24 protein-coding genes and 2 pseudogenes are annotated in these 24,886 nt (G+C 59.6%); 13 read left to right on the top strand and 13 right to left on the bottom strand.

Translation table 11 applies throughout. The annotated features are described in order from the left end of the window. Positions 1–21: 21 nt before the first annotated feature. The 3 genes from HCZ23_RS04150 to HCZ23_RS04140 are packed head-to-tail and all read right to left on the bottom strand — an operon-like array spanning position 22 to position 4,476. Positions 22–2,247, bottom strand: coding sequence for an LPS-assembly protein LptD (locus HCZ23_RS04150; protein ID WP_167600452.1), 2,226 nt, complete (start codon positions 2,245–2,247; stop codon positions 22–24). Between the two features lie 4 nt (positions 2,248–2,251). After that, on the bottom strand, positions 2,252–3,349 hold the full coding sequence (gene lptG, locus HCZ23_RS04145) for an LPS export ABC transporter permease LptG (RefSeq protein ID WP_167600451.1): 1,098 nt from the start codon (positions 3,347–3,349) through the stop codon (positions 2,252–2,254). Further along, complete coding sequence (locus tag HCZ23_RS04140) at positions 3,346–4,476, bottom strand: LptF/LptG family permease (protein WP_217703124.1); 1,131 nt, start codon at positions 4,474–4,476, stop codon at positions 3,346–3,348. The genes lptG and HCZ23_RS04140 overlap by 4 nt, the downstream gene beginning before the upstream one ends. A 199-nt stretch (positions 4,477–4,675) precedes the next feature. Here HCZ23_RS04140 and HCZ23_RS04135 point away from each other — a divergent pair, with 199 nt between their 5' ends. Then, complete coding sequence (locus HCZ23_RS04135) at positions 4,676–6,154, top strand: leucyl aminopeptidase (protein WP_167600449.1); 1,479 nt, start codon at positions 4,676–4,678, stop codon at positions 6,152–6,154. Between the two features lie 6 nt (positions 6,155–6,160). Beyond that, a complete protein-coding gene (locus tag HCZ23_RS04130; RefSeq protein WP_167600448.1) occupies positions 6,161–6,619 on the top strand; it encodes a DNA polymerase III subunit chi in 459 nt (152 codons plus the stop codon). An 88-nt stretch (positions 6,620–6,707) separates the two neighbouring features. Here the strand turns inward: HCZ23_RS04130 and HCZ23_RS04125 are convergent, their stop codons facing one another. The 4 genes from HCZ23_RS04125 to HCZ23_RS04110 all read right to left on the bottom strand — a co-directional run bounded on the left by HCZ23_RS04125 (position 6,708) and on the right by HCZ23_RS04110 (position 10,146). Beyond that, complete coding sequence (locus tag HCZ23_RS04125; RefSeq protein ID WP_167600447.1) at positions 6,708–7,286, bottom strand: TIGR02281 family clan AA aspartic protease; 579 nt, start codon at positions 7,284–7,286, stop codon at positions 6,708–6,710. Between the two features lie 77 nt (positions 7,287–7,363). Next, positions 7,364–7,990, bottom strand: a complete 627-nt coding sequence (locus HCZ23_RS04120; RefSeq protein ID WP_167600446.1) for a MarC family protein — start codon at positions 7,988–7,990, stop codon at positions 7,364–7,366. Positions 7,991–7,993: 3 nt separating this feature from the next. Continuing rightward, positions 7,994–9,844, bottom strand: coding sequence for an ABC-F family ATP-binding cassette domain-containing protein (locus HCZ23_RS04115; RefSeq protein WP_167600445.1), 1,851 nt, complete (start codon positions 9,842–9,844; stop codon positions 7,994–7,996). Between the two features lie 56 nt (positions 9,845–9,900). Further along, a complete protein-coding gene (locus HCZ23_RS04110; RefSeq protein ID WP_167600444.1) occupies positions 9,901–10,146 on the bottom strand; it encodes a hypothetical protein in 246 nt (81 codons plus the stop codon). A 372-nt stretch (positions 10,147–10,518) separates the two neighbouring features. Between HCZ23_RS04110 and ndk the strand changes: the two genes are divergently transcribed. Next, positions 10,519–10,941: a nucleoside-diphosphate kinase gene (ndk, locus tag HCZ23_RS04105; RefSeq protein ID WP_167600443.1), complete on the top strand. Its 423-nt coding sequence runs from the start codon at positions 10,519–10,521 to the stop codon at positions 10,939–10,941. Positions 10,942–11,114: 173 nt separating this feature from the next. On the opposite strand, the gene HCZ23_RS04100 is transcribed toward ndk, so the two are convergent. From HCZ23_RS04100 to kdsA, 4 genes are all read right to left on the bottom strand, one after another. Continuing rightward, positions 11,115–11,291 (bottom strand): YqaE/Pmp3 family membrane protein, encoded by a 177-nt coding sequence (locus HCZ23_RS04100; protein ID WP_167600442.1) that lies wholly within the window; start codon positions 11,289–11,291, stop codon positions 11,115–11,117. A 62-nt stretch (positions 11,292–11,353) separates the two neighbouring features. Next, a complete protein-coding gene (locus HCZ23_RS04095; RefSeq protein ID WP_167600441.1) occupies positions 11,354–11,692 on the bottom strand; it encodes a TfoX/Sxy family DNA transformation protein in 339 nt (112 codons plus the stop codon). Between the two features lie 76 nt (positions 11,693–11,768). After that, positions 11,769–11,963, bottom strand: a complete 195-nt coding sequence (locus HCZ23_RS04090; RefSeq protein WP_167600440.1) for a hypothetical protein — start codon at positions 11,961–11,963, stop codon at positions 11,769–11,771. 136 nt (positions 11,964–12,099) lie between these two features. Then, positions 12,100–12,939 carry a 3-deoxy-8-phosphooctulonate synthase gene (gene kdsA / locus HCZ23_RS04085; protein WP_167600439.1) on the bottom strand — a complete coding sequence of 280 codons (840 nt, stop codon included), beginning with the start codon at positions 12,937–12,939 and terminating at the stop codon, positions 12,100–12,102. A 214-nt stretch (positions 12,940–13,153) separates the two neighbouring features. Here kdsA and HCZ23_RS04080 point away from each other — a divergent pair, with 214 nt between their 5' ends. Next, positions 13,154–15,133, top strand: coding sequence for a TonB-dependent receptor (locus HCZ23_RS04080; protein WP_167600438.1), 1,980 nt, complete (start codon positions 13,154–13,156; stop codon positions 15,131–15,133). Between the two features lie 81 nt (positions 15,134–15,214). On the opposite strand, the gene HCZ23_RS04075 is transcribed toward HCZ23_RS04080, so the two are convergent. Beyond that, positions 15,215–15,712 carry a MarR family winged helix-turn-helix transcriptional regulator gene (locus HCZ23_RS04075; protein WP_167600437.1) on the bottom strand — a complete coding sequence of 166 codons (498 nt, stop codon included), beginning with the start codon at positions 15,710–15,712 and terminating at the stop codon, positions 15,215–15,217. 509 nt (positions 15,713–16,221) lie between these two features. On the opposite strand from HCZ23_RS04075, the pseudogene HCZ23_RS18275 reads away from it, so the two are divergent. Continuing rightward, a pseudogene (locus HCZ23_RS18275) lies at positions 16,222–16,353 on the top strand (enoyl-CoA hydratase); the annotation flags it as partial. A 154-nt stretch (positions 16,354–16,507) separates the two neighbouring features. Beyond that, positions 16,508–16,696, top strand: a complete 189-nt coding sequence (locus HCZ23_RS18270) for a hypothetical protein (RefSeq protein WP_368487305.1) — start codon at positions 16,508–16,510, stop codon at positions 16,694–16,696. Positions 16,697–16,700: 4 nt separating this feature from the next. Here the strand turns inward: HCZ23_RS18270 and HCZ23_RS04065 are convergent, their stop codons facing one another. Further along, a complete protein-coding gene (locus HCZ23_RS04065; protein WP_167600436.1) occupies positions 16,701–17,702 on the bottom strand; it encodes a P1 family peptidase in 1,002 nt (333 codons plus the stop codon). A 251-nt stretch (positions 17,703–17,953) separates the two neighbouring features. On the opposite strand from HCZ23_RS04065, the pseudogene HCZ23_RS04060 reads away from it, so the two are divergent. The 7 genes and pseudogenes from HCZ23_RS04060 to HCZ23_RS04030 all read left to right on the top strand — a co-directional run. Next, positions 17,954–18,983 (top strand): annotated as a pseudogene (locus HCZ23_RS04060) (IS3 family transposase); the annotation flags it as partial. Between the two features lie 446 nt (positions 18,984–19,429). Next, positions 19,430–20,617: an integrase family protein gene (locus HCZ23_RS04055; protein WP_167600435.1), complete on the top strand. Its 1,188-nt coding sequence runs from the start codon at positions 19,430–19,432 to the stop codon at positions 20,615–20,617. A 186-nt stretch (positions 20,618–20,803) separates the two neighbouring features. Continuing rightward, complete coding sequence (locus HCZ23_RS04050; RefSeq protein ID WP_217703123.1) at positions 20,804–20,989, top strand: helix-turn-helix domain-containing protein; 186 nt, start codon at positions 20,804–20,806, stop codon at positions 20,987–20,989. Between the two features lie 15 nt (positions 20,990–21,004). After that, positions 21,005–21,340 (top strand): hypothetical protein, encoded by a 336-nt coding sequence (locus HCZ23_RS04045; protein ID WP_167600433.1) that lies wholly within the window; start codon positions 21,005–21,007, stop codon positions 21,338–21,340. Positions 21,341–21,418: 78 nt separating this feature from the next. Continuing rightward, positions 21,419–22,504: a hypothetical protein gene (locus HCZ23_RS04040; protein WP_167600432.1), complete on the top strand. Its 1,086-nt coding sequence runs from the start codon at positions 21,419–21,421 to the stop codon at positions 22,502–22,504. Positions 22,505–22,810: 306 nt separating this feature from the next. Continuing rightward, positions 22,811–23,911 carry a hypothetical protein gene (locus HCZ23_RS04035; protein WP_167600431.1) on the top strand — a complete coding sequence of 367 codons (1,101 nt, stop codon included), beginning with the start codon at positions 22,811–22,813 and terminating at the stop codon, positions 23,909–23,911. Next, positions 23,908–24,876 (top strand): site-specific integrase, encoded by a 969-nt coding sequence (locus HCZ23_RS04030; protein ID WP_167600430.1) that lies wholly within the window; start codon positions 23,908–23,910, stop codon positions 24,874–24,876. The genes HCZ23_RS04035 and HCZ23_RS04030 overlap by 4 nt, the downstream gene beginning before the upstream one ends. Positions 24,877–24,886: the final 10 nt, after the last annotated feature.

The raw sequence follows: 24,886 nt of genomic DNA, 5'->3' as shown, positions 1-24,886 counted from the left end.
GCGGATCCTTTAGACCTCGGCTTAAAATGCGCATGACCCGGCCTGTTCCTCGGAGGCGAAGGCGCCGAAGCCCACAGAAAAGGACACGCGGGTGGTCGGGTCAAGGTCATCCGTGTCCCAATAGCGTCGGCTCAACCCAAGGTTGAACCGCGTGCATTCGTTCTGAAATTCCAGACCAAAGCCCACACGCGTCTCGCTATCTTCGGTGAAATCGTAAAGATATTGCGCCGTCGCCGACCAGTTCCGGGCAATTTTCACGGCGCCGTCGAAGCCGAATTCATTGAGGTCCGTATCCCGCTCTTCCATCGCGTCGGCAATCACATAGGCGTAGCTGGTGCCAAGGCTATACTGCGGGCGCATGTAATCGAGGCGGGTTTCCCATTTCGTAATGTCCGCCGTGTCATCGAACAGCGCCCGCGATGTGAAGGCGAGGCCGGTGTCGAATTGCATATTGGCGGCCAAAAGCCAGTCGGATTGCCGCGTCGAGAGCCCCGAGCTTTCGGTATAGGCGCGGATGTCTTCCAGATAGAGCACACGCCCCAGCGTCAGCCCATATTCGGAATGTTGACCGAAATGCGCGAAATGCAGCCCTGCGGCTCCGGTCAGGCCGGTTTCGCGCCGGTCCGCGCCGGGAAAACGCGCCAGCGTCAAAAGGTTGCCCTCGTCGAATTCGACAAAGCGCGAATCCGTATTGGGCACATCGCCGCCGGAGGTGTCCGACCAGCCGAGCTGGAGCATCGGTTCCAAAAGTTGCGAAGCGCCAGACGCAGTTTGGCGCAGCAGGGGCCAGCTTAGCCGGGTTTCCGCTTCGCCCGTCAGACGGATCAGTTTGTTTTCATAGGCGGAATACTGTTGCTGCAGGTAACCGTCGGCGAAGAGCGCCGCCGTGCTCTCGATCTTGAGCCCCGGCCCAAAGACCGCACCGCCCCGCCAACGGGTCTCGGCCCCCAGACGGATGACATCATAGCCGTCGATGTCGTCTTCCGAGTCGCGATAAGAGGTCGACGCCGAAAGCCCGAAACTCAGCCGTCCGGGCAATTGCGGCACGGTCACGAGGCGCTCATAGCTGAACTCGCCCAAAAGAAACGGCAGCTCGTCCTCGATCACCACATCCGAGGCCCGCAGGCTGCGCGAATAGGCGAGCTGGGCGTCCAGCGCCTCATCGGCGCGGTAGCGCGTCAGCGTGACTTTCGATGTCAGGTAATCGCCATCGTCGATGCCATAATCCGCCAGATAGGCGATGTCGGAGGCGGCGCGCAGGTCGAGGCCGAAATCGAGCCCGCGCCCGATGTCCCATTGGCCCTGGGCATAGAGATAGGCACGCAGGCCGTCGCGGGTGTCATCGGAACTGACCGCGCCGTTCAACTCCAGATCGCCCTTTGCAAAGGCCTGACGATAGCGCAGGTTCAGCGTCGTGGTCTTGGTCGCAAGATAGGGAGCGACGGTCAGATCGCGGTGATCGCCCAGGGTGATGAAATAGGGCACAACGATGCCGGTGCCGAGTGTCGAGTCGGTGCGAATTTCCGGCACAAGAAAGCCGTTTGCGCGTTTTAGCGTCGGATCGGGCACCCGCAGATGCGGCAGCCAGAGCACCGGCACATCCATCAGGCGGAACTGCGCATTGGTGAAATAGAGCTGGCGCGCCTCGCTGTCGTGAATGATCTCTTTTGCGCGGATTTCCCACAGAGGCACCGGGCGATTGACGCAGACCTCACAGGTCGAGGCGACGGATTTCTGCATCCGGATATAGCGTCCGTCGACCACGTCGAGGCGCGCGGCGGCCAATTGCATCTGGCGGTCGATCACCATGCGCGCAGAGGTCAGGATGCCGTTCCTGAGCGCGATGTCGAGCTCGGCGGTCGAGGCCAGGATGACCGCGTCCGCGTCGTTTTGCGTGAGGCGGATCGGCCCCTCGATACTGAGCGCGCCGGTGGTCTGATTGTAGGTGATGCGGCTGGCCGTGAGGCGTCTGGTGCCTTGCAGCACCTCGACATCTCCTGTGGCGATCAACAGCTCGCCATCGAAGGTCACGCCATTGGCCAAAAGCGCGGTCGGCGGCGAAGATGCCGCGTCTTGCGCCATGGCGGCGTGGGGCAGGGGGACTTGCGACAGCATCGCCACCAAAGCGACCTGACAGGCGCGCCGCGACACCCCGGTCAGAAGACGTGTCAAAAGACCGGGCAAAAGACGCGGCACAGCGCGTTGCAAAAGGCGCAGGGCAGAGGAAGAAGGCGAAGCAGCAGTCATATCCCTATCCATCTTCCAGATGCAGCAGAAGTGCAAGCGTGGCGAGGATGGCCGCCAGCGGTGGCGCCCAGGCCGCCAAAGCAATGGGCAGCAATCCGTTCTGTCCCATGACAATGGCGAAAGAGCGGAGGAAATAAAATCCAAAGGCCAGAATGATCGCCGTCACAACCAGGGTCGAGGTGCGCCCCAGCCGGGTGTGACGCATGGTGAACCCGGCCGCGATCAACATCATGGCGACAAAGGCAAAGGGCAGCGCCAACTCGCTTTGCAGCCACATGCGATAGCTGCGTGCCGAAAACCCGGCAATTTCGAGCTTGTCGATAAAGCTGGACATTTCCCAGATCGAGACGGCCTTCGCCGAGCCAAAGCGGTCGCGGATTTCATCGAGGCTCAGGCTGGTCGGCAGGGTCAGCCGGTCGTGAAATGTGGCGGCGGCTTCGGGGTTGGCGGCGCCTGTCAGCGGCCAGCGCTTGGCCTCGGTGAGCACCCATTGACCGTCTTCGATGCGCGCATCTTTGGCTTCGATGCGGAACATCGGCAAACTGTCGTGGCTGTAGCCGATGAAACTGACGTCTTGCAGCAGAGAGCCATCCAGGTTCGAGCGGCTGGCGCGGATCACCATTTGCCCATTCGCATCGCCTTCTCGAAGCCAAAGCCCTTCGTCAGAGACGGAAAACACCTGACGCTCGCCCTTTAGCAACAGGTTTTCGCGGGTTTCATAGGCGTGCTCGGTGGCCGCTCTGAAGGGGTTGAGCACAGCCACGGTCAAGACGCCAAAGGCAAAGGCGACGATCGCGATCGGCACCAGCGATCGCATCGCCCCGCGTCCCGAAGCCCGCGCCACCACCAGTTCGGAAGAGCGCGCGAGGCCGAGAAACAAAACCAGCGTGGCGATCATCACGATGATGGGCAGAATCTCGTAGAGGGTGCGCGGCACACGCAGCAAGGCCATGATCAGGATCGTGGTGCCGCCGGCCTGAACGTCCGAAAATTTACCGATTTGATCGAGGCTTTCGACCATGGCGATGAGACCGGCAAAGATGCCCAGCACCATCAGAAGCGCGCGGATGTAACGACGGGCAAAATAGAGATCGAGCCTCATGATCCTGTCCTTTCCGTCTTTGACCCTTCCTGAGAGCCGCGGGGATGCGGGCGCAGACGCGGGCGGGCGGTTTTCCACAACAGACCATAGGCCATGACGATGGCCAGGAGCGAGGCGACATAACGCAAAGGCCAAAGCGTCGGATCACGATCGATCATGCCCTCAAAGGTGTTGTCGAGAGATTTCACGACGACCAGAAGTGTAATGGCCAAAAGGATTTGTCGCCACAGACCGAAGCGCGAAAATCCACCGATCAGCAGCGCGGCAAAGCCCACCAGAGATATGACAACGGCCTGCACGGCCTTGTTCGTGCGTTGGGTGATCTCGGCCAGAATCTGCAGCCGGCTGGCACCCAACTCGGCCAAAAGCGCCGCGTCGGCACGCACCAGTGAAAGGCTGTCGGTCGAGCGCATGGACCGCTTCTGGCTCGGGTCCTTGCTCAAAAGACCGGAAAGACTATAGGCGAAACTGTCAAAGCGGGTGACGGACAGGCGGTTGTCCGCGAGATCATAGGTCTGTGTCATGCCGTCGAACATCAACAGCATCGGGCCCTCGTCGTCCTTCACGATCAGCGCCTTGTTGGCCATGAAGCCTTGGCGCTCGCCCTCGGTGCGGCTGTTCGAGATAAAGACATCCTCAAGCTCGCCCGCCGTCGTGATATTGCGCACATAGAAGGTCACCCCCTTGGCCGGGTGCACGAAAGAGCCCTCGGTTAAAAGCCGCGCGGTCACGTCGCTGGCGATCTCGGCGCGGCGCAGCTCCAGTTCGCGTTGCGCCAGAGGCACCAGCATATGCGCCAGCACGGCAATCATCAGCCCGACGATGACGCCAAACACAAGGACCGAGCGCGCCAGCCGAAAGGGCGAATAGCCCGCCGCCTGAACCACGACCAGTTCCGATTCAGACGACAGCCGGTTGGTGACGTAGACGGTGGCGCCGAAGGCCGCAATCGGAAGTAAATTCAACAGAATAGAGGGAATGGACAGCAAGGTGAGCTGAACAAAGGTCGAGGCCGATTGGCCGTCGCCCATCAGCCAGTCCAAAAGCCCGACAGCGCCATTCACCCAGAATACGAGCGCCAGCACGAGCGAAAAGAACCCGAACAGCATCAGCAATTGCTGAAGCATGTATTTGTCGAATCTTCCCAAACCCGTGGTCCCGTTCCCGTACACATATTTTCGCCGGACTTTATCGTCACAGCGCGCAAGGAGAAAGGTCCAATCTCGCCTTGGGACCCTTCGCGGGACGCCCTGGCGCAAACTCGCACTGGTCAGTCGGGGCATTGACCGCTACCTATAACGGAGCTGAAAACAAACAGGATCTCCCATGACCGCGCTTGCCCAACTTTCCGTTGCCGCCCTCGATCTCGATGCCATTGCCACCGCTCAAGGCCGCGTGGTCGTGATTGTCGCCCCCGATGGCAAACTGGGGCTGCCCGCGCGGCGGATCAACCGGCTGACCAAGGGCGCTCTGGCGCGGTTCGTCGAAAGCGACGGGTTCGAAGCGATGAAAGAGGGCGAGGCCAAGGATCTCGCCTATCCGACTGGGCTGGAGGCCGACGCTGTTCAGGTCGTCAAACTCTCCAACCAGGCCTCGACAGAGCTGTGCCGCAAAGCCGGTGGGGCGATTGGTGCGGGTCTTGGCAAAGCCGATGCGCTGGTGCTTCCGGGCAGTGTCAAACGTGTCGAAGACCTGGCCTTGGGGATTGCGCTGAAACATTACAGCTTCACCGATCACAAAACGCTCAATGAGCCGGTCACCGTTCCTGCCGTAACGCTCGCCGTGACCAAACCCGAGAGTGTTGATCTCTCAACCGTCACCGCGCTGGCCGAGGGCGTGTTCTTCACCCGCGATCTGGTCTCCGAGCCCGCCAATGTGTTGACCACCACGGAATTCGCCAAACGTCTGGTGGAGCTTGAAAGTCTCGGTCTCAAAGTCGAGGTGTTCGAAGAGGACCGTCTCGCCGAGTTGGGCATGAACCTCTTGCTCTCCGTCGGCCAAGGCTCTGTGACGCCCACGAAAATGGTGGTGATGACATGGTCTGAGGGTGGCGATGAGGCCCCGATTGCGCTTGTGGGCAAGGGGGTTGTCTTTGACACCGGCGGCATTTCCCTGAAACCCGGTGCGGGCATGGAAGACATGACCATGGACATGGGCGGCGCGGGCACTGTGTCCGGCGTGATGAAATCGCTCGCTCTGCGCAAGGCGCCCGTCAATGTCGTGGGCCTCGTGGGCCTCGTCGAGAACATGCCCGACGGTCAGGCCACACGCCCCGGCGATGTGGTCAAATCCATGAAGGGCGACACCGTCGAGATCATCAACACCGACGCCGAAGGCCGTCTCGTTCTGGCCGATGTGCTTTGGTACGCGCAAGAAACTTTTGCGCCCCGCGCCATGGTCAACCTCGCGACGCTCACCGGCGCTTGTCTGGTGGCTCTGGGCCATGAAAACGCCGGGGTCTTCTCCAACGACGACGCCTTCTGCAACGGCTTCCTGAAAGCCGCCGAGACTGAGGGCGAGGGCGCCTGGCGCCTGCCTCTTGGGGCGGGCTACGATGCGCTGATCAAATCCGATGTGGCCGATATGAAAAACGTCGGTCCGCGTTGGGGCGGGGCCATCACGGCCGCGCAATTCCTCAAGCGCTTCGTCAAGGATGAGACGCCCTGGATTCACCTCGACATCGCGGGCGTGGCCTCTGTCTCGACGCCGACCACCTTGGCCCCGAAAGGGGCGACCGGCTGGGGCGTTCTGGCGCTCAACCGGATGATCGACGAGATGAATGCCGATCTGAAAAAAGAGGGCTAACCCCCTATGGGCGCAGTCTATTTCTACCACCTGACCCGCGCGCCTCTGGCGGAGACGCTGGCCACGCTTGCTGAGAAATCTTTGCAAGCGGGCTGGCGCGTGGAGGTGCGTGGACGCTCGGATGAGATGCTCCGCGCGTTGGATCAAGCACTTTGGCTGCGCGAAGGCTTTCTGCCGCATGGCATCAAAGGCGGACCGCATGACGCGGAGCAGCCGATCCTGTTTACAACCGGGGCGGGCGGCAACGCGGCGTCCTGTGTAATGAGCGTCGGCGGGGCGGATCTGGACGCCGAAGACATCGCCGCGCTCGACCGCGCCTGCATCCTCTTCGACGGCGACGACCCGGACGCGGTGCAACACGCCCGCGTGCAATGGAAGACGTTGACCGCCGCCGGAGCAGAGGCGCAATATTGGTCCGAGGAAAGCGGTCGTTGGGAGAAGAAGGCGGAGAGCAAGAAGGGCTGATTTGGCCTTCTTTTGTCTTTAAATATCCCCCGCGAAATATTTCAGTTTGAATTGGACCGAAGGGCCAAGAGGGGCAGAGCCCCTCAACTCACCGCGTCAACACCAACTTGTCCTGTTTGATCTCAATCGTGTCGTACCGCCGCAGATAGTCCATGCCCAACAACGACCCGAACAGCTCGCCATCCGTGACATAGGCGCGCACGCCATCGTCCGTGATGCCCTCAAGCCCCAGCGTGTCGATCCGTACAGGCGCGGTGCGCACCGTGCCGTTGGCCGTCTGGGCGCGGCCCGTGAAGGCCAAATTGTCCACGTCAATCCCGGCCTTTTCGGCGTCTTCCAGCGAGAGCACGACATTCGACGCACCTGTGTCGACCAGAAACTCCACCGGTGCGCCGTTCACCTCGGCGATCACGGAAAAATGCCCGGTCCTGTCGCGATCCACGGTGATCACACCGGCACCGTCGCTGATCTGTGCGGGGGCCAGACGCGGGCGCACGTCCTGCCAGAGACCCACAGCGGCCAGAGCACCGATGAAAATCAGTGCCCAAAGTGCGGCGTGACGCGCCATCTGGCCAAGATTGCGGCGATTGGCGACGACGTAATAAAAGCCGACGGCGCCTAACAGCAGCGACAGATAGAGAATGCGGGCGGTGTCCATTTGATCCATGCGCTATAGATAGGCACGCGTTTTGGATTTGTCAGTGGGACATTTTGTAGTGGGACAAATCGCGCTCTGCATAACGATTAAGCGACGAAAAACAGCGCCTTGATGCCGTCGGCCACGAATTGCACCGACAAAGCGGCCAAAAGCATGCCCATCAGACGCGTCACCACATTGATCCCCGTTGCGCCCAAACCGCGTTCCATCACGTTGCTCAGGGCAAAGAAAATCAGACAGACGCCCAAAACGGCGACCATCACGCCGAGCATCAACAGCACGCCGGGGACGCCATCGGCCTGATCGATCAACAGGATCATCGAGGTGATCGCACCGGGACCGGCCAGCAGAGGCGTGGCAAGCGGGAAGACGGAGGGGTCTTCGACGGGCTGGTGTTCCGGGTGCTCGGCATGTTCGCTGCGACGTTTCGAGCGTTTCTCAAAGAGCATTTCAAGCGCGGTGAGGAACAGCAAAAGCCCGCCTGCGATACGGAAAGCAGGCATGGAAATGCCCACGAATTCAAGCACATGATCGCCGAACAATCCAAAGAGCGTCAGGATCACGAAAGCGATCAGCACGGCGCGCAGGCCCACCGCGCGGCGGTGTTTGGCAGAGGCCCCTTGTGTCAGCGCCACGAACAAAGGCGCAAGGCCGATCGGGTCGATGATGACGAAAAGCGTCATGAAGGCCGTGATCAGAACCTGCCACTCCATGGCTTAGCCTCCCGCTTGCTCCAGCTTTTCGAGCGCATCCATCCAGAGCGCCTCGGCACGATCCATCGCCTCCGTCACCTCGCCGTATTTCTTTTGCCAGACCACGGCGGCCTCTTTGTCCTCGTAAAGCTCGGGGTTGGCCAGTTTGACCTGAAGCTTTTTGCTCATGTCGGTCAGCTTGCCGACACGTTCCTCACATTTGCGCACCTCGGCCCGGAGCGCCAGAATTTCATCGCGGCTGGCCTTTTTGGCTTTTGGCGCGGGTTTGTCTTTCTTCTCGACCTTCGGCTTTTCATCGCCTTGCAGCAAAAGTTTGCGATAGGCGTCGAGGTCCTCCTCATAGGGGGCCACGCGACCGTCTTTCACCAACCAAAGCCGGTCGGCGACGAGACTCAAAAGGTGCATGTCGTGCGACACCAGAACCACGGCGCCGGTGTAGGCGGTGAGCGCCTCGACCAGCGCTTCGCGGCTTTCGATGTCGAGGTGGTTGGTGGGTTCGTCGAGGATCAAGAGGTGCGGCGCGTCGAGTGTGGCGAGCAACAGCGAGAGCCGCGCTTTTTGCCCACCGGACAGGCGTCCCACCTCGGTGTCGGCCTGATCGGCCCCAAGACCAAAGCCCGCAAGTTTCGCCCGCAGTTTCGGCGGGTGGAAATCGGGCAGGGCGCTTTGCAGGTGCTGAAGCGGGGTCTCGTTGAGGTGCAACTCGTCCACCTGGTGCTGGGCGAAAAAGCCGATGCGCAGCTTGTTGTGCCGGGTGATCTGGCCGCCCATCGGGTCCAGACGGTTGGACAGCAATTTCGACAGCGTCGATTTGCCCTCGCCGTTGCGGCCCAGCAAAGCGATGCGGTCGTCTTGGTCGATCCGCAGGTTCAGACGCTGCAGGATCGCCTTGCCATCATAGCCGACGGAGGCACCCTCCATATTGATGATCGGTGGCGATAGTTCCTCGGGCTCGGGGAAGGAAAACACCACGCGGGCCGCGTCTTCGGGGGCGGTGATGGTCTCCATCTTTTCGAGCATCTTGACGCGCGACTGCGCCTGTTTGGCTTTCGAGGCCTTGGCCTTGAAGCGATCCACAAAGCTCTGCAAATGCGCGCGTTGCAGTTCTTGTTTCTTCGCGGCGGCGGCCTGAACGGCGCGCTGTGCGCTCCGGGTGCGGGCGAAATCGTCGTAGCCGCCGGAGTAGAGCGTCAGTTTCTTGCTCTCGAGATGCAGGATCGCGCCGACAGCACGATTGAGCAGCGCGCGGTCGTGGGAAATCAACAGCACGGTGTGCGGGTATTTGGCGAGATAGGTCTCAAGCCAAAGCGCGCCTTCGAGGTCGAGATAGTTGGTCGGTTCGTCCAAGAGCAGGAAATCGGGCTGCGAGAACAGCACCCCCGCCAGAGCCACACGCATCCGCCACCCGCCGGAGAAGGCCGAGCAGGGCATCTTGATTTCCTCTTCGGTAAAACCAAGCCCTTTGAGGATCGACGAGGCGCGGCCCTCGGCGGACCAGGCATCAATATCCGCCAAACGGGTCTGGATGTCGGCGATCCGGTGCGGGTCGGTGGCGGTTTCCGCCTCCGCCATCAGGCTCGCGCGTTCCTTGTCCTCTGCCAGAACCGTGTCCAGCAAAGACACCTCGTTTCCGGGCACCTCCTGGGCGACGCCGCCGATGCGGGCGCGTTTCGGGATTTCGATGGCGCCGGTTTCCAGCACCAATTCGCCCTTGATGATGCGAAACAGCGTGGTCTTGCCCGCACCGTTGCGCCCCACGATCCCGACCTTATGGCCGGTGGGAATGGTGACGGAAGCCTCCTCGATCAGAGTGCGGCCTTCGACGGAATAGGTGATGTTCTGGATCTTAAGCATAAGCGCGGCTTAGCAGTGGGCTATTGACGCGTCCAGAGCCCGCGCGCTGTCTGCCATCAAAAGTAGGGTTTTATTTGCGAGAGCGACGTATTGACTTTGAATTCCATGACAATCACCCCGTCGTCTCGTTGATGTGTGATGGTCTGTGTGAAAAGATACTGCTTATCTGCCCAGAAAACGTCGATTTTTTCCCGAAAACCCTCGCCTGACTCGCGCTCGATCAGGACGGCGTGGTTTTTGATTTTGCGCGGGAAAAGAGCCGTGAGTTGCTGTTGAACGACTGCCCGGTTCTGAGCGGTCAAGGTTTGATCGCCTGACACTTTAACCAGAAGCTAATCAATTTTTAGAGCGCTTGTCAGATCCACGATGATTTTGTCGACATCTGCTATGCTCTCAAAGATCGGGTAATCTGCATTAAACTTTGACTGGGCGCTGACCGAGAGAGGAAAGAGACCGAATACGGAAAAGAGTGTGCAGACAATCAGGAGGTTTAGTTTGCTCATTTCAAATGCCTTTTGAAGAAATCTTCAATCCCGGCAACTGTGTCGCGTCGCCCAAAGAGTGTCAATCGCCGCTTTTCAAAGCGTGCGTCCCATGCTATCCGGCGCGCAATCTTTCGGGCGGGGTGTGTTGCCCTGTTCGTTCCATTTGACCCATCCAAGAGGTTCTGTCCCATGGCGATCCAGCGTACCTTCTCCATCATCAAACCCGACGCAACCAAGCGCAACCTGACCGGCAAGATCATTGCCAAATTCGAAGAGGCCGGCCTGCGTGTCGTAGCAAGCAAGCGCATCCAGCTGACGCTGGCTCAGGCGCAGGAATTCTACGGCGTCCACAAAGACCGTCCGTTCTTTGGCGAGTTGTGCGAATTCATGATCTCCGAGCCGATCGTTGTGCAGGTTCTCGAAGGTGAAAACGCCATCGCGAAAAACCGCGAAGTCATGGGCGCCACCAACCCGGCCGACGCCGCAGAAGGCACCATCCGCAAAGAGTTCGCGCTCTCCATCGGCGAAAACTCCGTGCACGGCTCCGACGCTCCGGAAACCGCAGCGGTGGAAATCGCTTACTTCTTCTCCGGTCTCGAACTGGTCGGCTAAGTCTAAGTCTTCGCTCAAAAATGTGGCCGCCCCCTGTGAAAGGAGGCGGCCTTTTGCGTTCCGGCTTTCATGAGAAACGCAAATTCGTGACGGCCTTTTGGGCCTGTCGCGGGTATCTTAGGGCGGGTCTGTTACCGCCGGATCAAATCGGGCCATTCTCAAATGGGGCCCGTTCAAATACGGCTGTGCTCCGGCGTACGGGCGATGATCCAGACGGCGTGGACGATGCCGGGGATGTAGCCCAGAAGCGTCAGCAGGATGTTGAGCCAGAAGTGTTTGCCAAATCCCACCTGCAAGAAGACGCCCAGGGGCGGCAGCAAAATCGCGACGAGAATGCGGATAAGGTCCATGGTGTTCTCCTTTTCGTGTTGAGAAGAGAACGCCTGTGATGCGGATCGGGTTCCGGTTTTGTTTAGCGCCGCAGCCCGGTGCCGATCTCATTGAGCACAGATTCGATGCCCGTCGGCGCGGCCGTGGTGTCGGCGGCCACAGAGGCCACGATCGCATCGAAGCGGGCGCGCAGTGCGTCTTTTTCCTCGCCCTTGCAATCGTTCCAAGGGCGGCCTTGAAGCCCCATGACCATAGCGTAATAGCCGATGAAATGCGGTCGCGATCCGGTGGCCAACAGGCGGGTGTAGGCGGCATCCGGTCCCAGCTCGCGCAGCGCTTCGGCGCTGTCGATCCCGGCGCGCGCGAAAGACGCGTCAGAGGCGGGGCCGAGGTTTCGAATGGAGGAGACGGGGGTGGGCATCGGGACCTCAAAAGGCAGATCGAGCGCCAGAATGTCAGGCGCGGCCTACAGAGGTCAAGGCATATGCGAGCCCGATTTAGAACATCGCCCAATCGGAGATGACACACAGTTTCTCCGGCGCGGCCTCGCTCTGCACCTCCGGCGTGACCCGCATCGGCTTGGGCGCGCTCTGCTGTGGCAGGGGCTGCTGCATCGCAAGTGGCACGGGCTGCGGCACAGGTTGGGCCACTGAAGGGACAGGTGCAGGGACAGGACGGATTTGCTCGGACATAACAGTTCTCCTTTTACACAACAGCAGATTAGGGGCTGAAGGTTTCAGGCGACTGAAGTCAGATGCAAAAATACGTCCGATTTATCAAAAATTTTGTCGACCCACGGGGTGAACCGCAGGGCGGACATGTTCCAAATCAAGCGGGTTTGACCACGCTGTCCAGCGCATGCAGTGTCGCCAAAAGCGGGCCGAGGTCTTCGATCTTGAGCATGTTCGGCCCATCGGAGGGCGCGTTGTCCGGGTCCTCGTGGATCTCGATGAACAGCCCCGCAACCCCGACGGCCACTGCCGCGCGCGCCAGCACAGGCACCATGGTGCGGTCGCCGCCGGTCGAGGTGCCCTGGCCGCCCGGTTGTTGCACCGAATGGGTGGCGTCCATGATCACCGGATAGCCGGTCTGGGCCATCCGCGGCAGGCCCCGGAAATCGCTGACCAACGTGTTATAGCCAAAGGACGTGCCGCGCTCGCAGAGCATGATCTGATCGTTGCCCGTCGAGGCCAGTTTCGCCGCCACATTATCCATGTCCCACGGGGCCAGAAATTGGCCTTTCTTGACGTTCACGGCCTTTCCGGTCTCACCCGCAGCGAGCAACAGGTCCGTTTGGCGGCACAGGAACGCCGGGATTTGCAAGACATCCACCGCTTCGGCGGCCTTGGCGCAGTGGCTTGGCTCATGCACGTCGGTGATCACCGGAACGCCGAATTCCTCGCGGATTTTCGACAAGATGGTGAGGCCTTTCTCTGCGCCCAAACCGCGCTTGCCCGACAGGGAGCTGCGGTTGGCCTTGTCATAGGAACCCTTGAACACAAACCCGGTGCCCGTGGGCGCACAGGCCTCCGCGATCTTTTCCGCCAACATCCGGGCGTGATCGAGGCTTTCCAACTGGCAAGGGCCGACGATCAGGCCAAAAGGCCGGGCGTTGGAGAAGGTCACATTGCCGATGGTGACGTCTTTGGGCGCTGTGGTGGCGGGCATGGCGGGATCCTCGCAAAGGGTTTGAGACCCTATCCCATGAAGCGGGGTTTGGGTGCAAGTCTGCAGACGTGTACGAGGGAGGGCTGGGGCGGCAAAAATCTTACCCCGCACACTAACATGCAATTGCATGACAATAGAGGAGCCGCTAACACCACGACACAAAGCCAGCCCCCCGTGCCAGCGATCCTGCCAACCTTTGACCACAGGTGAGATCATGACACAGTTGAGCACCGCGTTGCTGGCGACGACCATCCTTGGCGCGAATACTCTGGCGCTGTCGGCGCAAGAGAGCGATATCATTTACCTCGATCCGATTTATGTCGAGATGACCGACGCGAATGCCGGGGCGGCAGACCGCGCGACCTCGGCCTATGTGTCGGAGGCCGAACTTGAGGCCGCCAGCATGGGCGATTTGAAAGACCTCTTTGCGGGGATTTCCTCTGTCTCTGTCGGGGGCGCGATCCCCATCGCGCAGAAGATCTTCGTCAACGGCGTCGATATGCTCAACCTCGGGGTGACGGTCGACGGTGTGGCGCAGAACAATCGTATTTTCCACCACGTCAGTGCCAACGCCTTTGATCCGGGCCTGATGAAATTCGTGCGGGTCGATCCGGGCGTGGCCCCTGCGGATGCGGGGTTCGAGGCGCTGGCGGGGGCTGTGACGATGGAAACCATCGACGCGGGCGATATGCTTGATCCCGGCGACAATTTCGGCGGGCGTGTGCGGTTGAGCTATGGCGAGAACGGCGACACCTTTGGCCGCTCCGTGACCTTGGCCGCCCGTCAGGCGGGCTTTGAAGGCTTGGCCTATGTCAAACAGATGGACGGGGACGATTTCGAGGATGGCGCTGGCAACACCGTTCTGGGCACCAGCACCGATCTCGACAGCGCTCTTGTCAAACTGGCCTATGAGGCCGAGACCGGGGATCGCGTCGAGTTTTCTGCGCAGAAGATGCAGGATGACGCCTTGCGCAACCGGCGCGCCAACTTCGGCGCGGCCACGTGGAATCCGCTTGAGCTTTATGAGACCGAGCGCACAATCTATGCGTTGCGCTATGAAAACACCCAGGCGGCGGGGCTTTGGGACCCTGAGCTGACCCTTGGCTATTCTGCGACCGAGGTGGACAAGGAGACGCCTTATGACAGCTCCGGCCTGACCGACACGCTGAGCTTTACAGCAAAGAACCACTTTCACCAGAGCGAGACGGCCACGATCACGGCGGGTGTGGATTACATCGACAAGACCAGCCAATATTCGATCTATTCGACGGGGGAGAAACTCGGTCGCGAGCGGATCGAGAACTTTGGCCTCTTCGCGCAGGCACGCGTTGAACCGATGGCGGGGCTGAACCTCTCGGCAGGTCTCAGATATGACACGCAGACCTTCACCGATGTGAACGACGCCAAACACGAAAATGACGGGCTGAGCGGCAACCTCTCCGTCGAATATGCCATCACGCAGAGCTTTTCCGTGCGGGCGGGTTATTCCAATGTGTTTGGCGGCATTCCGGTCGAGGACAACTACCTCTTTGCCGATCCCTGGGATTACAGTGGGCTGACCGAGGTGACCCGTGGTGAGAACATCGTGCTGGGGGCGAATTGGGAGGAGGGGCCGTTGCGCCTAGGCGCGGAGCTGTTCCAGACCAAGCTCTACACTGTGCGTACCTCGGCCTATGACGGGGGCGCGGGGGGCTATGTCGCGGGCCACGCAGACTTTGAGAGCAAAGGGTTTACGCTGGCTGGGTCTTACGACTGGACCTCCGGCTTTGCGCGCATGAGCTATACCTACAGCGAGGCGGAGCTGAACGGGGCGGCGGCTTCGAGCTATGCGGTGCTGGACTATGGCACGCCTCTGGGCGGTGTTTTCTCGCTTGAGGTGCAACAGGAGTTGATCGACTATGACATGGTGATCGGCGGCAGCATTGATGCGGCACTTGAGTATGATCTGGAGTATGACACGGGCGTAGGCGACGGGTTTTTGGAGAAAATGCCGGGCTATGTCGTGGCCAATGTCTTTGCCGAATACCGTCCGCGCAGTGTTGATGGGCTGACGCTTCGAGCCGAGATCAACAATATCTTCGATGAAACCTATGCCGATCGCGGCACCTACGGGAATGACTTTACCGAGGATGAGATCAACACGCTCAAGGAGCCGGGGCGCAGCGTGAGCCTCATGCTCACCAAAGAGTTCTGAGAGCCGTTCTGAAAACAAGGGCCTTCGCGGGCGTTGCGTGCGAAGGCCGCTTTTTGTGGCACTGCGTCGGCTGCTCGGGTCTCAGGCCCTGGCGTTCTCGTCCTCGCGCAGAATGCCGATCATGAGATAGGACATCAAATAGGCGTCTTCTTCAGAGATCAGCGGGCCCAATTCGTCCTGAATGGCGCTTTGGTAGATCGGCCACATCTCCGCATTGATCCCGGCGCCTTTCTCGCTGAGAAACAACACATGTTTGCGCCGCCCGTCGCGGATATATTCACGTCTGAGAAATCCCTCTTTTTCCATCCGGCTGATGTGACGCGACAAGGCGTATTGCGGCAGGTAAAGCACCTGTTCGATCTCGGACATTCTGCGCCCCTCAGCGCCACCGCGTTCAATCTCCCAGAGAATCTCGTGCCAGATCAGATCGCGCACGCCGCGTTTCTTGAGGTCTTTGGCAATGCGCGGGTAAAAATTGCGATGCACGCGCATGATGTTGAACCACAGCCGGTTAAAGGCCACGGTCTTGTCGGCGTCATTGAAAAACGCGACAGCCATCTCGCGGGGGTCTTTTGCCATGATGCTCTCACTGCGCAAAATGCGCGTTGGGGGGATTTGTGCCTAGGCTAGTGGCAAAATCATATGAAAACAATTTCTTAAGGGATGTTCCGCGCTGGCGTTGTAAGGCGAAATCGACGGCAAGGGCCATCGACATCCCGATGACACGACCGTCTTTTCTCAGGGCCGCGATGCCTTGTGGGCGTTATTCATGAGAGAGAACCCAGACAGGATGATGAACCCTTCAAGTTCCAGAAATAAAACGAAAAATTGAATTTGAATGCAGGTTGACTCCGCATGTGTCCAATGAGTCATGGATGTGTATCTGTAGGCAACCGATTTGTGACGGGTTCGAGAACGACGCCCTTCGCCTCCGGGTTCTAGTCAGCCCCACCCGAGTGGCCCGATTTGAGTGTTCGTGCAGGACCGGCCTCGGGTCCATCGGGGCGATGGTTTCCGGAGCTGGTGGGCGATAGCCCAACGCACTGTGCGGTCGTTTCGTGCGGCCGATATCCTGTGAGGACACTGCGATGACGTCTGAAACAATCCGGATCGAGATCGGCAGTCGTGAGGTGGCCACGGTGACGCTGGCACGCGCTGAGAAACACAATGCGATGGACGCCGTCATGAGTGCGGACCTCACCGCCGCCGCAGAGCGTCTCGCCATGGATGATGGTGTTCGAGTGGTTGTTCTTCAGGCTGAAGGGAGAACTTTTTGCGCAGACGTCCTGACCCGGGCCGGAGGTGTGGCGCGATCATGCCCATCGTCGGAGTTGGACGGAGCCATCGAAAGTGAGGTAGCCGCGCTGTTGCAATATGCCCCCGGAGCCGTGGTCGAAGCCAAGGCGCTCTGTCGGGCTCTGGCGGGCTCTGGCGGGTGCGAACCCTGCGGATGCGGCGAACTTCTCAGCCTCCGCTCTGGCAGACCGTTGGGAAACTCAAGACACCAAAGACGGCATCGCGGCGTTCTTTGCCAAGAAAGAGCCGCCTTGGCGGCATGGTTGAGCTGTTAGGTCTTTGTGGTTTCAGACCAGGTCGGCAAAAGATCTCCCGCCTCAGGTCGTGCCGCATGGACGCCGCGTGCAATGGCGCGGGCAAGACAGGTCGAGGCGACTGCACCGATCCGAGCCAAAGCGATTGCGCGGTCTTGCGGCAAGTCGCAATGCCCTGTGGACACTCCGAACACCAAATCCCCGTCAAAAGGCGTGTGCGCAGGAACAATCGCGCGGGCGATGCCATCGTGTGCCGCAACCGAGAGGCGGTAACATTCCGCTTTGGTCAGTTTCGCATCCGTCGCGACAATTGCGATGGTGGTATTGCGCTGCTCAAGAGGGGCGATTTTATGCCCGAAGGGCGCGCCACTGTGACCTGTGTCCGGATCGGCGCCCAATGCGCCGAATTCACCGTTCTGCTCGAAGGGCGCCGCCCAGAAATGGCAGCTGTTCTCGGGTGTCACTGAGCCGACCGGGTTCACCGCGACCAAGGCGCCGACCGTGATCTCGCCAATCCGCGCAGAGGCGGAGCCAAGCCCGCCTTTCAGCGTCGCGGTCAGGGCACCGTAGCCTGCGCCCGCCGTCCCGATATCGAAGGTCTCTGACGCAGTGAGATATGCCGTCCGCCCCAGTTCGCGATAGGGGGTTTCAGACCAGTTTTTGTCGCCTCCGTTGAGCAAATCGAACAGGATCGCCCCGGGAACAATCGGCACGACAGCCGGCCCCGCCGTGTATCCGCGATTTTGGAGCCGGAGCGCGTCCGACACACCGCTACAGGCGTCCAGTCCATAGGCAGATCCCCCAGACAACACCAAGGCGTCTACTCGCTCCACCAGCTTATCCGGCGCGAGCAAATCGGTTTCGCGTGTGCCCGGTGAGCCCCCCATAATGCTCACGGATGCAGTGAACGGTCTGTCAGAGGTGAGAACCGTTACACCCGATTTGAGGGCTGCGTCATCAGCATTGCCCACGAGAATTCCGCGAACGTCCGAAATTAGGTTCCGATCAAATACTGGCATTGTCTCTCCGTTAAAAGCGCGCTCGACCTCTGAAGCAAAGGTATAGTGGTTTCAGAGGCGGGGCGCGACCTAAACAAGAGCCCTTTAGCCGGCCCTGGTAGGGCACCGTCGAACAGCCAAACGCTATAAGTGGTACCTGAGCTTCCCCCCGAAATTCGGACACTGACAAAAGCTCCGATGTGCAGTCTGCTGATCTTCGACGAGACGGAGAATGAGACCTTGTCCGCCATTGGGCCGAGGACAATGGTCGAATGATGTCGAACCGCAAGCAGCACGCGCCTGAGTTCAAGGCGAAAGTCGCGCTGGAAGCCCTGAAGGGCGAGGAGACAGCCGCCGAGCTGGCAAGCCGGTTCGGGGGGCATCCGACGATGATCCACCAATGGAAGCAAGCCCTGTTCGAAGGCGCGTCTTGCGTGTTCGAGGGCGGGAACCGCAAAACGAAAGCTCAAACCGTGGACCGGCAAGTGAGGCGCGGCATGATCGAGCCTGACCTCCCGGATCTTGTCGATTGGGCAGCCGTGCAAGCTGCTGTCAATGGCGCGCTCGTCCTATTGCTACTCCCCGAAGGGCGAGACCGAACAGAACCTCGGCGTGATGCGGCAGATTGACGAGCAGCTCCGGGAGACCCCGTTCTTCGGCGTCCGCCAGATGACCTGGCACCTGCGTGACGACGGTCCCCTGGTGAACGAGAAGCGGATAGGGCGGCTGATGCGCCTGATGGGCTCATGCCGATTTACCGGAAACCCAAGACCAGCAGGCCAGCGAAGGGGCACAAGACCTATCCCTATCTGCTGAGAGGCCTGCGCATGGATCGCCCGAACCAGGTCTGGTGCTCGGACATCACTTATCTGCCGATGCGCCGCGGGGTCCTCTACCTCGTGGCGATCATGGACTGGCACACCCGCAAAGCTCTGTCCTGGCGGATCTCGAACACGTTGGAAGCCCAGTTCTGCATCGACGCGTTGAACGAGGCCATCCACACGTTCGGCCTGCCCGAGATCATGAACACCGATCAGGGAATCCAGGTCACCTCCTTCGCCTGGACGGATCGGCTGCGTCGATCTGGCGTGCGGATTTCGATGGATGGGAAAGGTCGTTCGCAAGCTCACCCTCGACAACATCTTCATCGAGAGGCTGTGGTGCACCCTGAATTACGAGTGTGTCTACCTGCATGTTTGGGAGACCGGTTCGCAGACAAAGGCGGCCATCAGGAAATGGATGACCTTCTACAACCACCAGCGCCCGCATTCTGCCTTGGGCGGTCAGCATCCGGCGCTGGTTTCTTGGCAAAGAAATGATATCAACCAAACGTCTGCGCCAGAGATAGCCCTGAGGGCGCAGTTCGAGATGAGGGATGCGAAGGAATTGGTTTCTGGGTTTTGACACCAGCTCTGACTCCTATGTGTCTCTGGTGTGACCGGAGCGTGTAAGGCGGTGCGTCAAACTGGGTCCAAAATGCGAAAAACGCCCCGGAAAGGAGCGCTTTTTCATTTATTTCCAACCATTTAGAGTGTGGTTGGCTCCGGCGGTAGGGATCGAACCTACGACCAATTGATTAACAGTTACCAATTGTCGTTTTATCCCATTACCTCACGTCCCCTCACAATCCCTCACATACCATTGTAATTAAATACAAAAACCATCTTGCGTATGGTTTCTTTCCTCCCCATATTTGTCGGTATCTGCTCAATATCTGCCTACTAAACGCCTACTAAATTGGGGATGAGATGCCGAAGCTGACAGCGCAATTCGTCAGAGACCTGCCGCTTGCTAGAACCGGGCAGTCGTTGATCACAGACGACGCGTTGCCGGGGTTTGGTGTGAGGGTTGGCACGAGATCGAAATCCTATTTCGCTGAAAGCCGCGTGAAGGGGAGAACCCGGCGCGTCACGCTTGGCCGGGCTGACACCTTGACGCTCAATGATGCCCGAAAGCTCGCCATGAAGGCGCTGGCTGAAATGGCCGACGGCAAAGACCGCAACGCTCAACTCAGACAAGACCGGGCCAAGCTCATGACCCTCGGCCAAGCTGTCGATGGGTGGCTAGAAGAGCGCCCACACCGTGAGGGCACGGCTGCGACATACCGGGCTACGATGCAGCGTGAGTTTGGCGATTGGCTGAGCATGGAAATGCGCCGGATCACACCCAAGCAATTCCAGATCCGCTTTCACGAAATCAAGGACCGCACCCCCGCCGGGGCCGCTCTGGCCGTGCGCACGTTCAAATCTTGTTGGAATTGGGCACGGGCTGACGTGACCGACGCCGAGGGAAACCCGCTTTTGCCTGAATGCCCCGCCGATATTGTGAAGCGCAAAAAGATCATGCCCAAGCCCAAGCGCCGCAAGACGTTTGTGAGCGATTGGAAGGCGTTTTTTGAGGCATTGGACAACCTTGAAACCAATTCAAATCGGTACCCCGAGGCGGGCAAGAAATTCCGCACCTATGTTGAACTTTTGGCTCGCACAGGTTTGCGAAAGGGGGAGGCCGCACATCTCGAATGGGCCGATGTAGACCTGAAGGCTAAGACGTTGACCATCATCGCCGAGAGGGCAAAAAATGGTGAAGCCATGACGCTTCCATTGGCCGAGCAAACCGTGACGCTTTTGGAGGCTCAAAAAGGGCGCACCGGGGGCGAAACCTATGTCTGGGGGCCTTCACCCTATGGCGACCCACGCAAGACGCTCACGGCATTTCGTGAGGCCCTTGGCTGGCCCGTTAGTTTCCATGATCTGCGCCGTAGCTTTTCTACGGTGGCCACCCGTCTTGATGTCCAGCAATCCAAAATCCGTCGGCTCATGAACCATGCCATCGGTGGCGATGTTACAGCGGGATATCAAATCCTTACGGATCCCGAAATGATGCGAGAAGCAGCTCAGGCCATCAGCGATTACATAGATCAGCAACGGGAGGCTTGAAAACTGACGCGCAATAGTACAGTGTATGAGCAGCGTTAGAACAAGGATGTTTGTGCCCGAGCATTGCAAAGGCAGCGCGAAGCTACCGTCATCCGGCGGATCGTAGAACGGTGATCCGCCAGCTTCGTACCTTGGAGAGACGTAATGTCCCACATCTCTGAAACGACCGCTCGTGCGGCCTCTGAAATGCTGACCACCGAAGAAGCCGCTGCGCTGCTGGGTGTGACGCGCCGCTTCCTCGACAAAGATCGTCATGTCGCCCGCCAGAATGGCACCCCGCCGGCCATTCCCTACAGCAACCTTGGCCACCGCACCGTTCGCTACAGCCGGGCTGACGTACTCGCGTTTCTTGACGCAAACCGCGTCGATTAATCGGGGGGCAATTCGATGAATAAGCAAAGCCAATCCTTCGCGCACGCGCGCGGTGCACGTACGCGCGAGGGCGAACGTGATCTGTTGTCACCTGATTTCGACTTTCAGTTTTACTTGGCTTGGAAGGATCTCGAAGACCAAATCCAAGACCTTCAGGACAGCAAGAAGTCCATGATTGCAAATGTCAGATCGAGATACTCGCGACATCAAGCCGAGGCACTCAAAACCACGATGCGCCGAGCGCTAATGGACAAAAATAAGAGAGCCGAAGCCGCAGTTTTCAATGAGATGGCGACCTACTACGTCGACCTGTTGGATGCCGAAATTGATGCGAGGGTGAACAATGCTTGATTACACCCGAGAGAACCGCGCCCTCGCTTCGAACCAATGCGGTCCCCACGCTTTCGCAGGCAAGGCGGGGGCTGATCTATGAAACTTACCGACGTGTATCAGATCAACGACTTGAAGGATTTCAAGGGCTGGAGACTGGCAAATCCGAACGCCGCCAAGTTGCTCGACACAATCATTTTCAGATGGCGGGTCTGCACGATCAAGGTGCGGGGAAAGCCTGGGCCTTGGGCAGTATACCCAAGACATGAATGGTGTAAGCATTCGGGGCTTTCGCTCGACCAGTACAAGCGAGCGTTGCGCGTTCTCGTCGCCGATGGCCTTGTCTTGAGCGAGCGCCACCGTTTCGGCGGTTCCAAGGTCCTTACGCATCTGCAACCCTCTTCCCGTGCACTCGACTACGCAGGAAGGCCTGACGACATCAAGCGCCTCGGTGCGGCCTATTCACCACCGGGGGCACCTCCGGCTGCACCCCCGAATGCTCCAATCGGTGCGCCAACCGATTACACACATACACCGAAAGGAACGATCAATACGACAGATACGACAGTTTGCGCTTCCTATTCGGAAGACGCACCAAGTCCCCCTTCGGGAAATCTCTTTTCCGGGGAGGGAGAAAAGAAAACAGCCGCAGGCCTTCCGCTACCGCTGAACGAACCAATCGCTGAGGTTTGGCAGGAGGCAGTCGAAAAAAGCTACCCCGGCACTCTGCTGCCGCTTACGCCCGTACAAGGCAAGCAGCTCAAAGATTTCGTTAATGCCTGTCCGCCAGACTACGCTGGTAACATTCTCCGGCACGCGATTGAGAACTGGCCATTGTTTATCGGCTACGCGAAGACGCACCACGCTGCATTCAAGGTGCCAGATACGCCGACAGCGGGTTTCCTGTTAAAATTCATCCAAACGGCGATTTTCCTCTGGCAGCAGGAGTACAATCTCGAATGGGCTAACGGAGAGTTTGTATCCAAGGGCACTGTCGGTCCGAAGGTTGAAGCGCCGGGGCCTTCATCAGTGCAGACAACGCCATCGACTGGAAAGAAGGCGAAGAGCACACCGAAAAAGAAGAAGATGTCCTGGGAGGAAGTGCAAGCTGTCATGGCGGAAGACAGTTCCGAATTTCACGAAAAGTACCCGAACCTGAAACCTGGCTCCATCAATCAAAGCTAGGCTGTTTCCTTCGATAAACAAAAATGTCCCTGAACCCGACCGGGACAGTTTTCGCGACAATCCAATTTCCTTGCTTCGGGCAGCGGGGATTGGGCGAAATCGCTTTTCTGAAAGTGGGAATTTGGCGGGGGTCCCAATAGCGACAAAATGTGGGCGTGTGGGATGCAGGTGGTGGATTTCAATCAATTGCACTCAATATATTGCGTCCATCAGGCCGATTTCCCTTCCTCTGTAGGTGTCACAAGGTACGCTTAATGTGGGTGAGACGATCTCGCCCCCCTCCGAAAATGCCAAGGAGGGCACGACGTGATAGACACATCCAAACTCACCAGATTTCAGACCATCGCCGCACAAGGGATTGCCGCAGTTGATCTGGGGCCAAGGATCGCCCCGTGCACAAGCACCCAGTGGGTCGCCAGCTCGTTGTTGCAGAAGGCCATACGCCGGGGCGACCCGTATGCGGCGCGACAAGCCGGACGATTTTTGCTGGAGGTCAAAAGGGAACACCTGCTGCGTCGTCTCAATGTCATCGCCGCCGAAGACATCGGCATGGCGGATATCGAAACCGTGGCGATCACCGCCGCCTGTCTTGCCAGCGCCAAGGTGCGGCGTGATCTTGGCGGGGACGCTGTAGTCACCGACTACCTCATCCGGCGCATGGTCGACGCCCGCAAATCTCGGGGGGCTGATGATCTGCTGATGAACCTCGAACGGCTGCCCGATTTGGCCGAGGACCGCACCCGGTTCGCCGCGATGTCCAATGACCGCCTTCGCCAGATCGTGCTGGGATGTCCGTCGCTCGACCGAAAGGCTCTCGCGCTTTGGAATCTGGTCGGCACAGCCCGTTGCCGGAGCGATCACCTGCCGACCCGCAAAGGTGATCCAAGCATGGCCTTCGATACCCTGGCTGAATTGGGCGTCGCGCCAACGATGGTGCAGATCGCGCGAGCCACCTTCACCAAGACCTCGGCCATGCTGTCGCCGTTTGTCGCTCTGTTGTCCCTCGAAAACGGGGTGGTCGCAACCGGGGTTCAAGATGATCCAACCCCGGTTGAAACGCGGATCAATGGGGTGCCGTCCTATGCTTTCGACATGTACACGCGGCCCGGTCGGGCGGCCCTCGGTCGGCTGCTCCTGCGAAATGAAGGCATGGCGTCATGGGCCGGGGCGTTCCTGCCGCGAACAAACCGGGTGCAGGTTGCCGGGGAGTTGCTTTTTCGGGGCGAAGGTCAGTGCCTGCGCCGTCACGCGGTCGGATCGCTGAGCGCCAGCCTTCGGGACAGGTGGCATTGGGACTGCTCAGGTCTGCCGCGTGACGCGCTCGAATTCGGGCTGGCCGCTCTCAAGGATGCGATGCCGGAGTTGAACGCGATCCGGGCCGAGGTTGTTCGGGAGGGCGTGGCATGAGCGATCTCGTCCTAACCCGGCATAATCCTTTCTTATCCCGGCCCACAAAGGGCGGGGAAAACACCGAACTGACCGCTGACGAAGCCGTCGAACATTTCATTCGCGAAAGCCTGTCTGCAAACACGCGAAAAGCCTACCGGGCTGATCTGGCGCATTTCTCAGATTGCGGCGGGGAATTGCCCGCGTCGGCTGATCTGGTCGCCCGCTATCTGGCCGATCACGCCGACACGCTGGCACCGTCCAGCCTCGCGCGGCGTGTGGCGACCCTGAGCAAGGTCCACGAGGCGAACGCCTGGCCGAACCCGTGCCGCAGCGAGATCGTGCGCGCCACAATGCGGGGGATCAAACGACTGAAGGGCACAGCACAGGATCAGGCCCGCCCCTTGCTGCGCGAAGACCTGTTCATTCTGCTGGACAAGCTTGGGGATGACGCCCGTGGAAAACGTGACCGAGCGTTGTTGCTGATCGGTTGGGCGGGCGGGTTCCGGTCCTCGGAACTGGTCGGCCTTGATCTAGCCGATATCGAAGAGGTCTGCGAGGGGCTGGTGCTGCACCTGCGCCGGTCCAAAACCGATCAGACCGGCCAAGGTCGCAAGATCGGCATCCCCCTCGGTCGGACCCGTCATTGCCCCGTGGTCTCGTTGTCGGCGTGGCTGAGTGTCCTTGCGTCGGAAGAAGGCCCGATCTTCCGTCCCGTTGACCGCCACGGCAATGTGCAATCCGACCGCCTGCGCTCCGATGCCGTGTCCACCATCCTGCGCAATCGCCTCGCCAGAGCCGGGATCAACCCCGAGGGCTACAGCGGTCACAGCCTCCGCGCAGGCCTCGCCACCAGCGCCATCAAGGCCGGGGTGCCGACCTATAAGGTACGCGCACAGACAGGCCATGCATCGGACCTGATGCTATCGCGCTATGTGCGCGATGCGGGCTTGTTCGACGGGAACGCGGCCGGCGCGCTGTTGTAACGACTGAGAA

It is taken from the genome of Celeribacter sp. HF31, from assembly GCF_011806455.1.
Lineage (GTDB): Bacteria > Pseudomonadota > Alphaproteobacteria > Rhodobacterales > Rhodobacteraceae > Celeribacter.
Note: the sequence above shows the minus strand (reverse complement) of the source record. Positions and strands in the feature narration are given on the sequence as shown.

Bases quoted from the DNA above. Each gene is read 5' to 3' on its own strand.
- HCZ23_RS04150 (WP_167600452.1), bottom strand. From the start codon at position 2,247: ATGACTGCTGCTTCGCCTTCTTCCTCTGCCCTGCGCCTTTTGCAACGC.
- lptG (WP_167600451.1), bottom strand. From the start codon at position 3,349: ATGAGGCTCGATCTCTATTTTGCCCGTCGTTACATCCGCGCGCTTCTG.
- HCZ23_RS04140 (WP_217703124.1), bottom strand. From the start codon at position 4,476: ATGCTTCAGCAATTGCTGATGCTGTTCGGGTTCTTTTCGCTCGTGCTG.
- HCZ23_RS04135 (WP_167600449.1), top strand. From the start codon at position 4,676: ATGACCGCGCTTGCCCAACTTTCCGTTGCCGCCCTCGATCTCGATGCC.
- HCZ23_RS04130 (WP_167600448.1), top strand. From the start codon at position 6,161: ATGGGCGCAGTCTATTTCTACCACCTGACCCGCGCGCCTCTGGCGGAG.
- HCZ23_RS04125 (WP_167600447.1), bottom strand. From the start codon at position 7,286: ATGGATCAAATGGACACCGCCCGCATTCTCTATCTGTCGCTGCTGTTA.
- HCZ23_RS04120 (WP_167600446.1), bottom strand. From the start codon at position 7,990: ATGGAGTGGCAGGTTCTGATCACGGCCTTCATGACGCTTTTCGTCATC.
- HCZ23_RS04115 (WP_167600445.1), bottom strand. From the start codon at position 9,844: ATGCTTAAGATCCAGAACATCACCTATTCCGTCGAAGGCCGCACTCTG.
- ndk (WP_167600443.1), top strand. From the start codon at position 10,519: ATGGCGATCCAGCGTACCTTCTCCATCATCAAACCCGACGCAACCAAG.
- HCZ23_RS04100 (WP_167600442.1), bottom strand. From the start codon at position 11,291: ATGGACCTTATCCGCATTCTCGTCGCGATTTTGCTGCCGCCCCTGGGC.
- HCZ23_RS04095 (WP_167600441.1), bottom strand. From the start codon at position 11,692: ATGCCCACCCCCGTCTCCTCCATTCGAAACCTCGGCCCCGCCTCTGAC.
- HCZ23_RS04090 (WP_167600440.1), bottom strand. From the start codon at position 11,963: ATGTCCGAGCAAATCCGTCCTGTCCCTGCACCTGTCCCTTCAGTGGCC.
- kdsA (WP_167600439.1), bottom strand. From the start codon at position 12,939: ATGCCCGCCACCACAGCGCCCAAAGACGTCACCATCGGCAATGTGACC.
- HCZ23_RS04080 (WP_167600438.1), top strand. From the start codon at position 13,154: ATGACACAGTTGAGCACCGCGTTGCTGGCGACGACCATCCTTGGCGCG.
- HCZ23_RS04075 (WP_167600437.1), bottom strand. From the start codon at position 15,712: ATGGCAAAAGACCCCCGCGAGATGGCTGTCGCGTTTTTCAATGACGCC.
- HCZ23_RS18270 (WP_368487305.1), top strand. From the start codon at position 16,508: ATGCCCCCGGAGCCGTGGTCGAAGCCAAGGCGCTCTGTCGGGCTCTGG.
- HCZ23_RS04065 (WP_167600436.1), bottom strand. From the start codon at position 17,702: ATGCCAGTATTTGATCGGAACCTAATTTCGGACGTTCGCGGAATTCTC.
- HCZ23_RS04055 (WP_167600435.1), top strand. From the start codon at position 19,430: ATGCCGAAGCTGACAGCGCAATTCGTCAGAGACCTGCCGCTTGCTAGA.
- HCZ23_RS04050 (WP_217703123.1), top strand. From the start codon at position 20,804: ATGCTGACCACCGAAGAAGCCGCTGCGCTGCTGGGTGTGACGCGCCGC.
- HCZ23_RS04045 (WP_167600433.1), top strand. From the start codon at position 21,005: ATGAATAAGCAAAGCCAATCCTTCGCGCACGCGCGCGGTGCACGTACG.
- HCZ23_RS04040 (WP_167600432.1), top strand. From the start codon at position 21,419: ATGAAACTTACCGACGTGTATCAGATCAACGACTTGAAGGATTTCAAG.
- HCZ23_RS04030 (WP_167600430.1), top strand. From the start codon at position 23,908: ATGAGCGATCTCGTCCTAACCCGGCATAATCCTTTCTTATCCCGGCCC.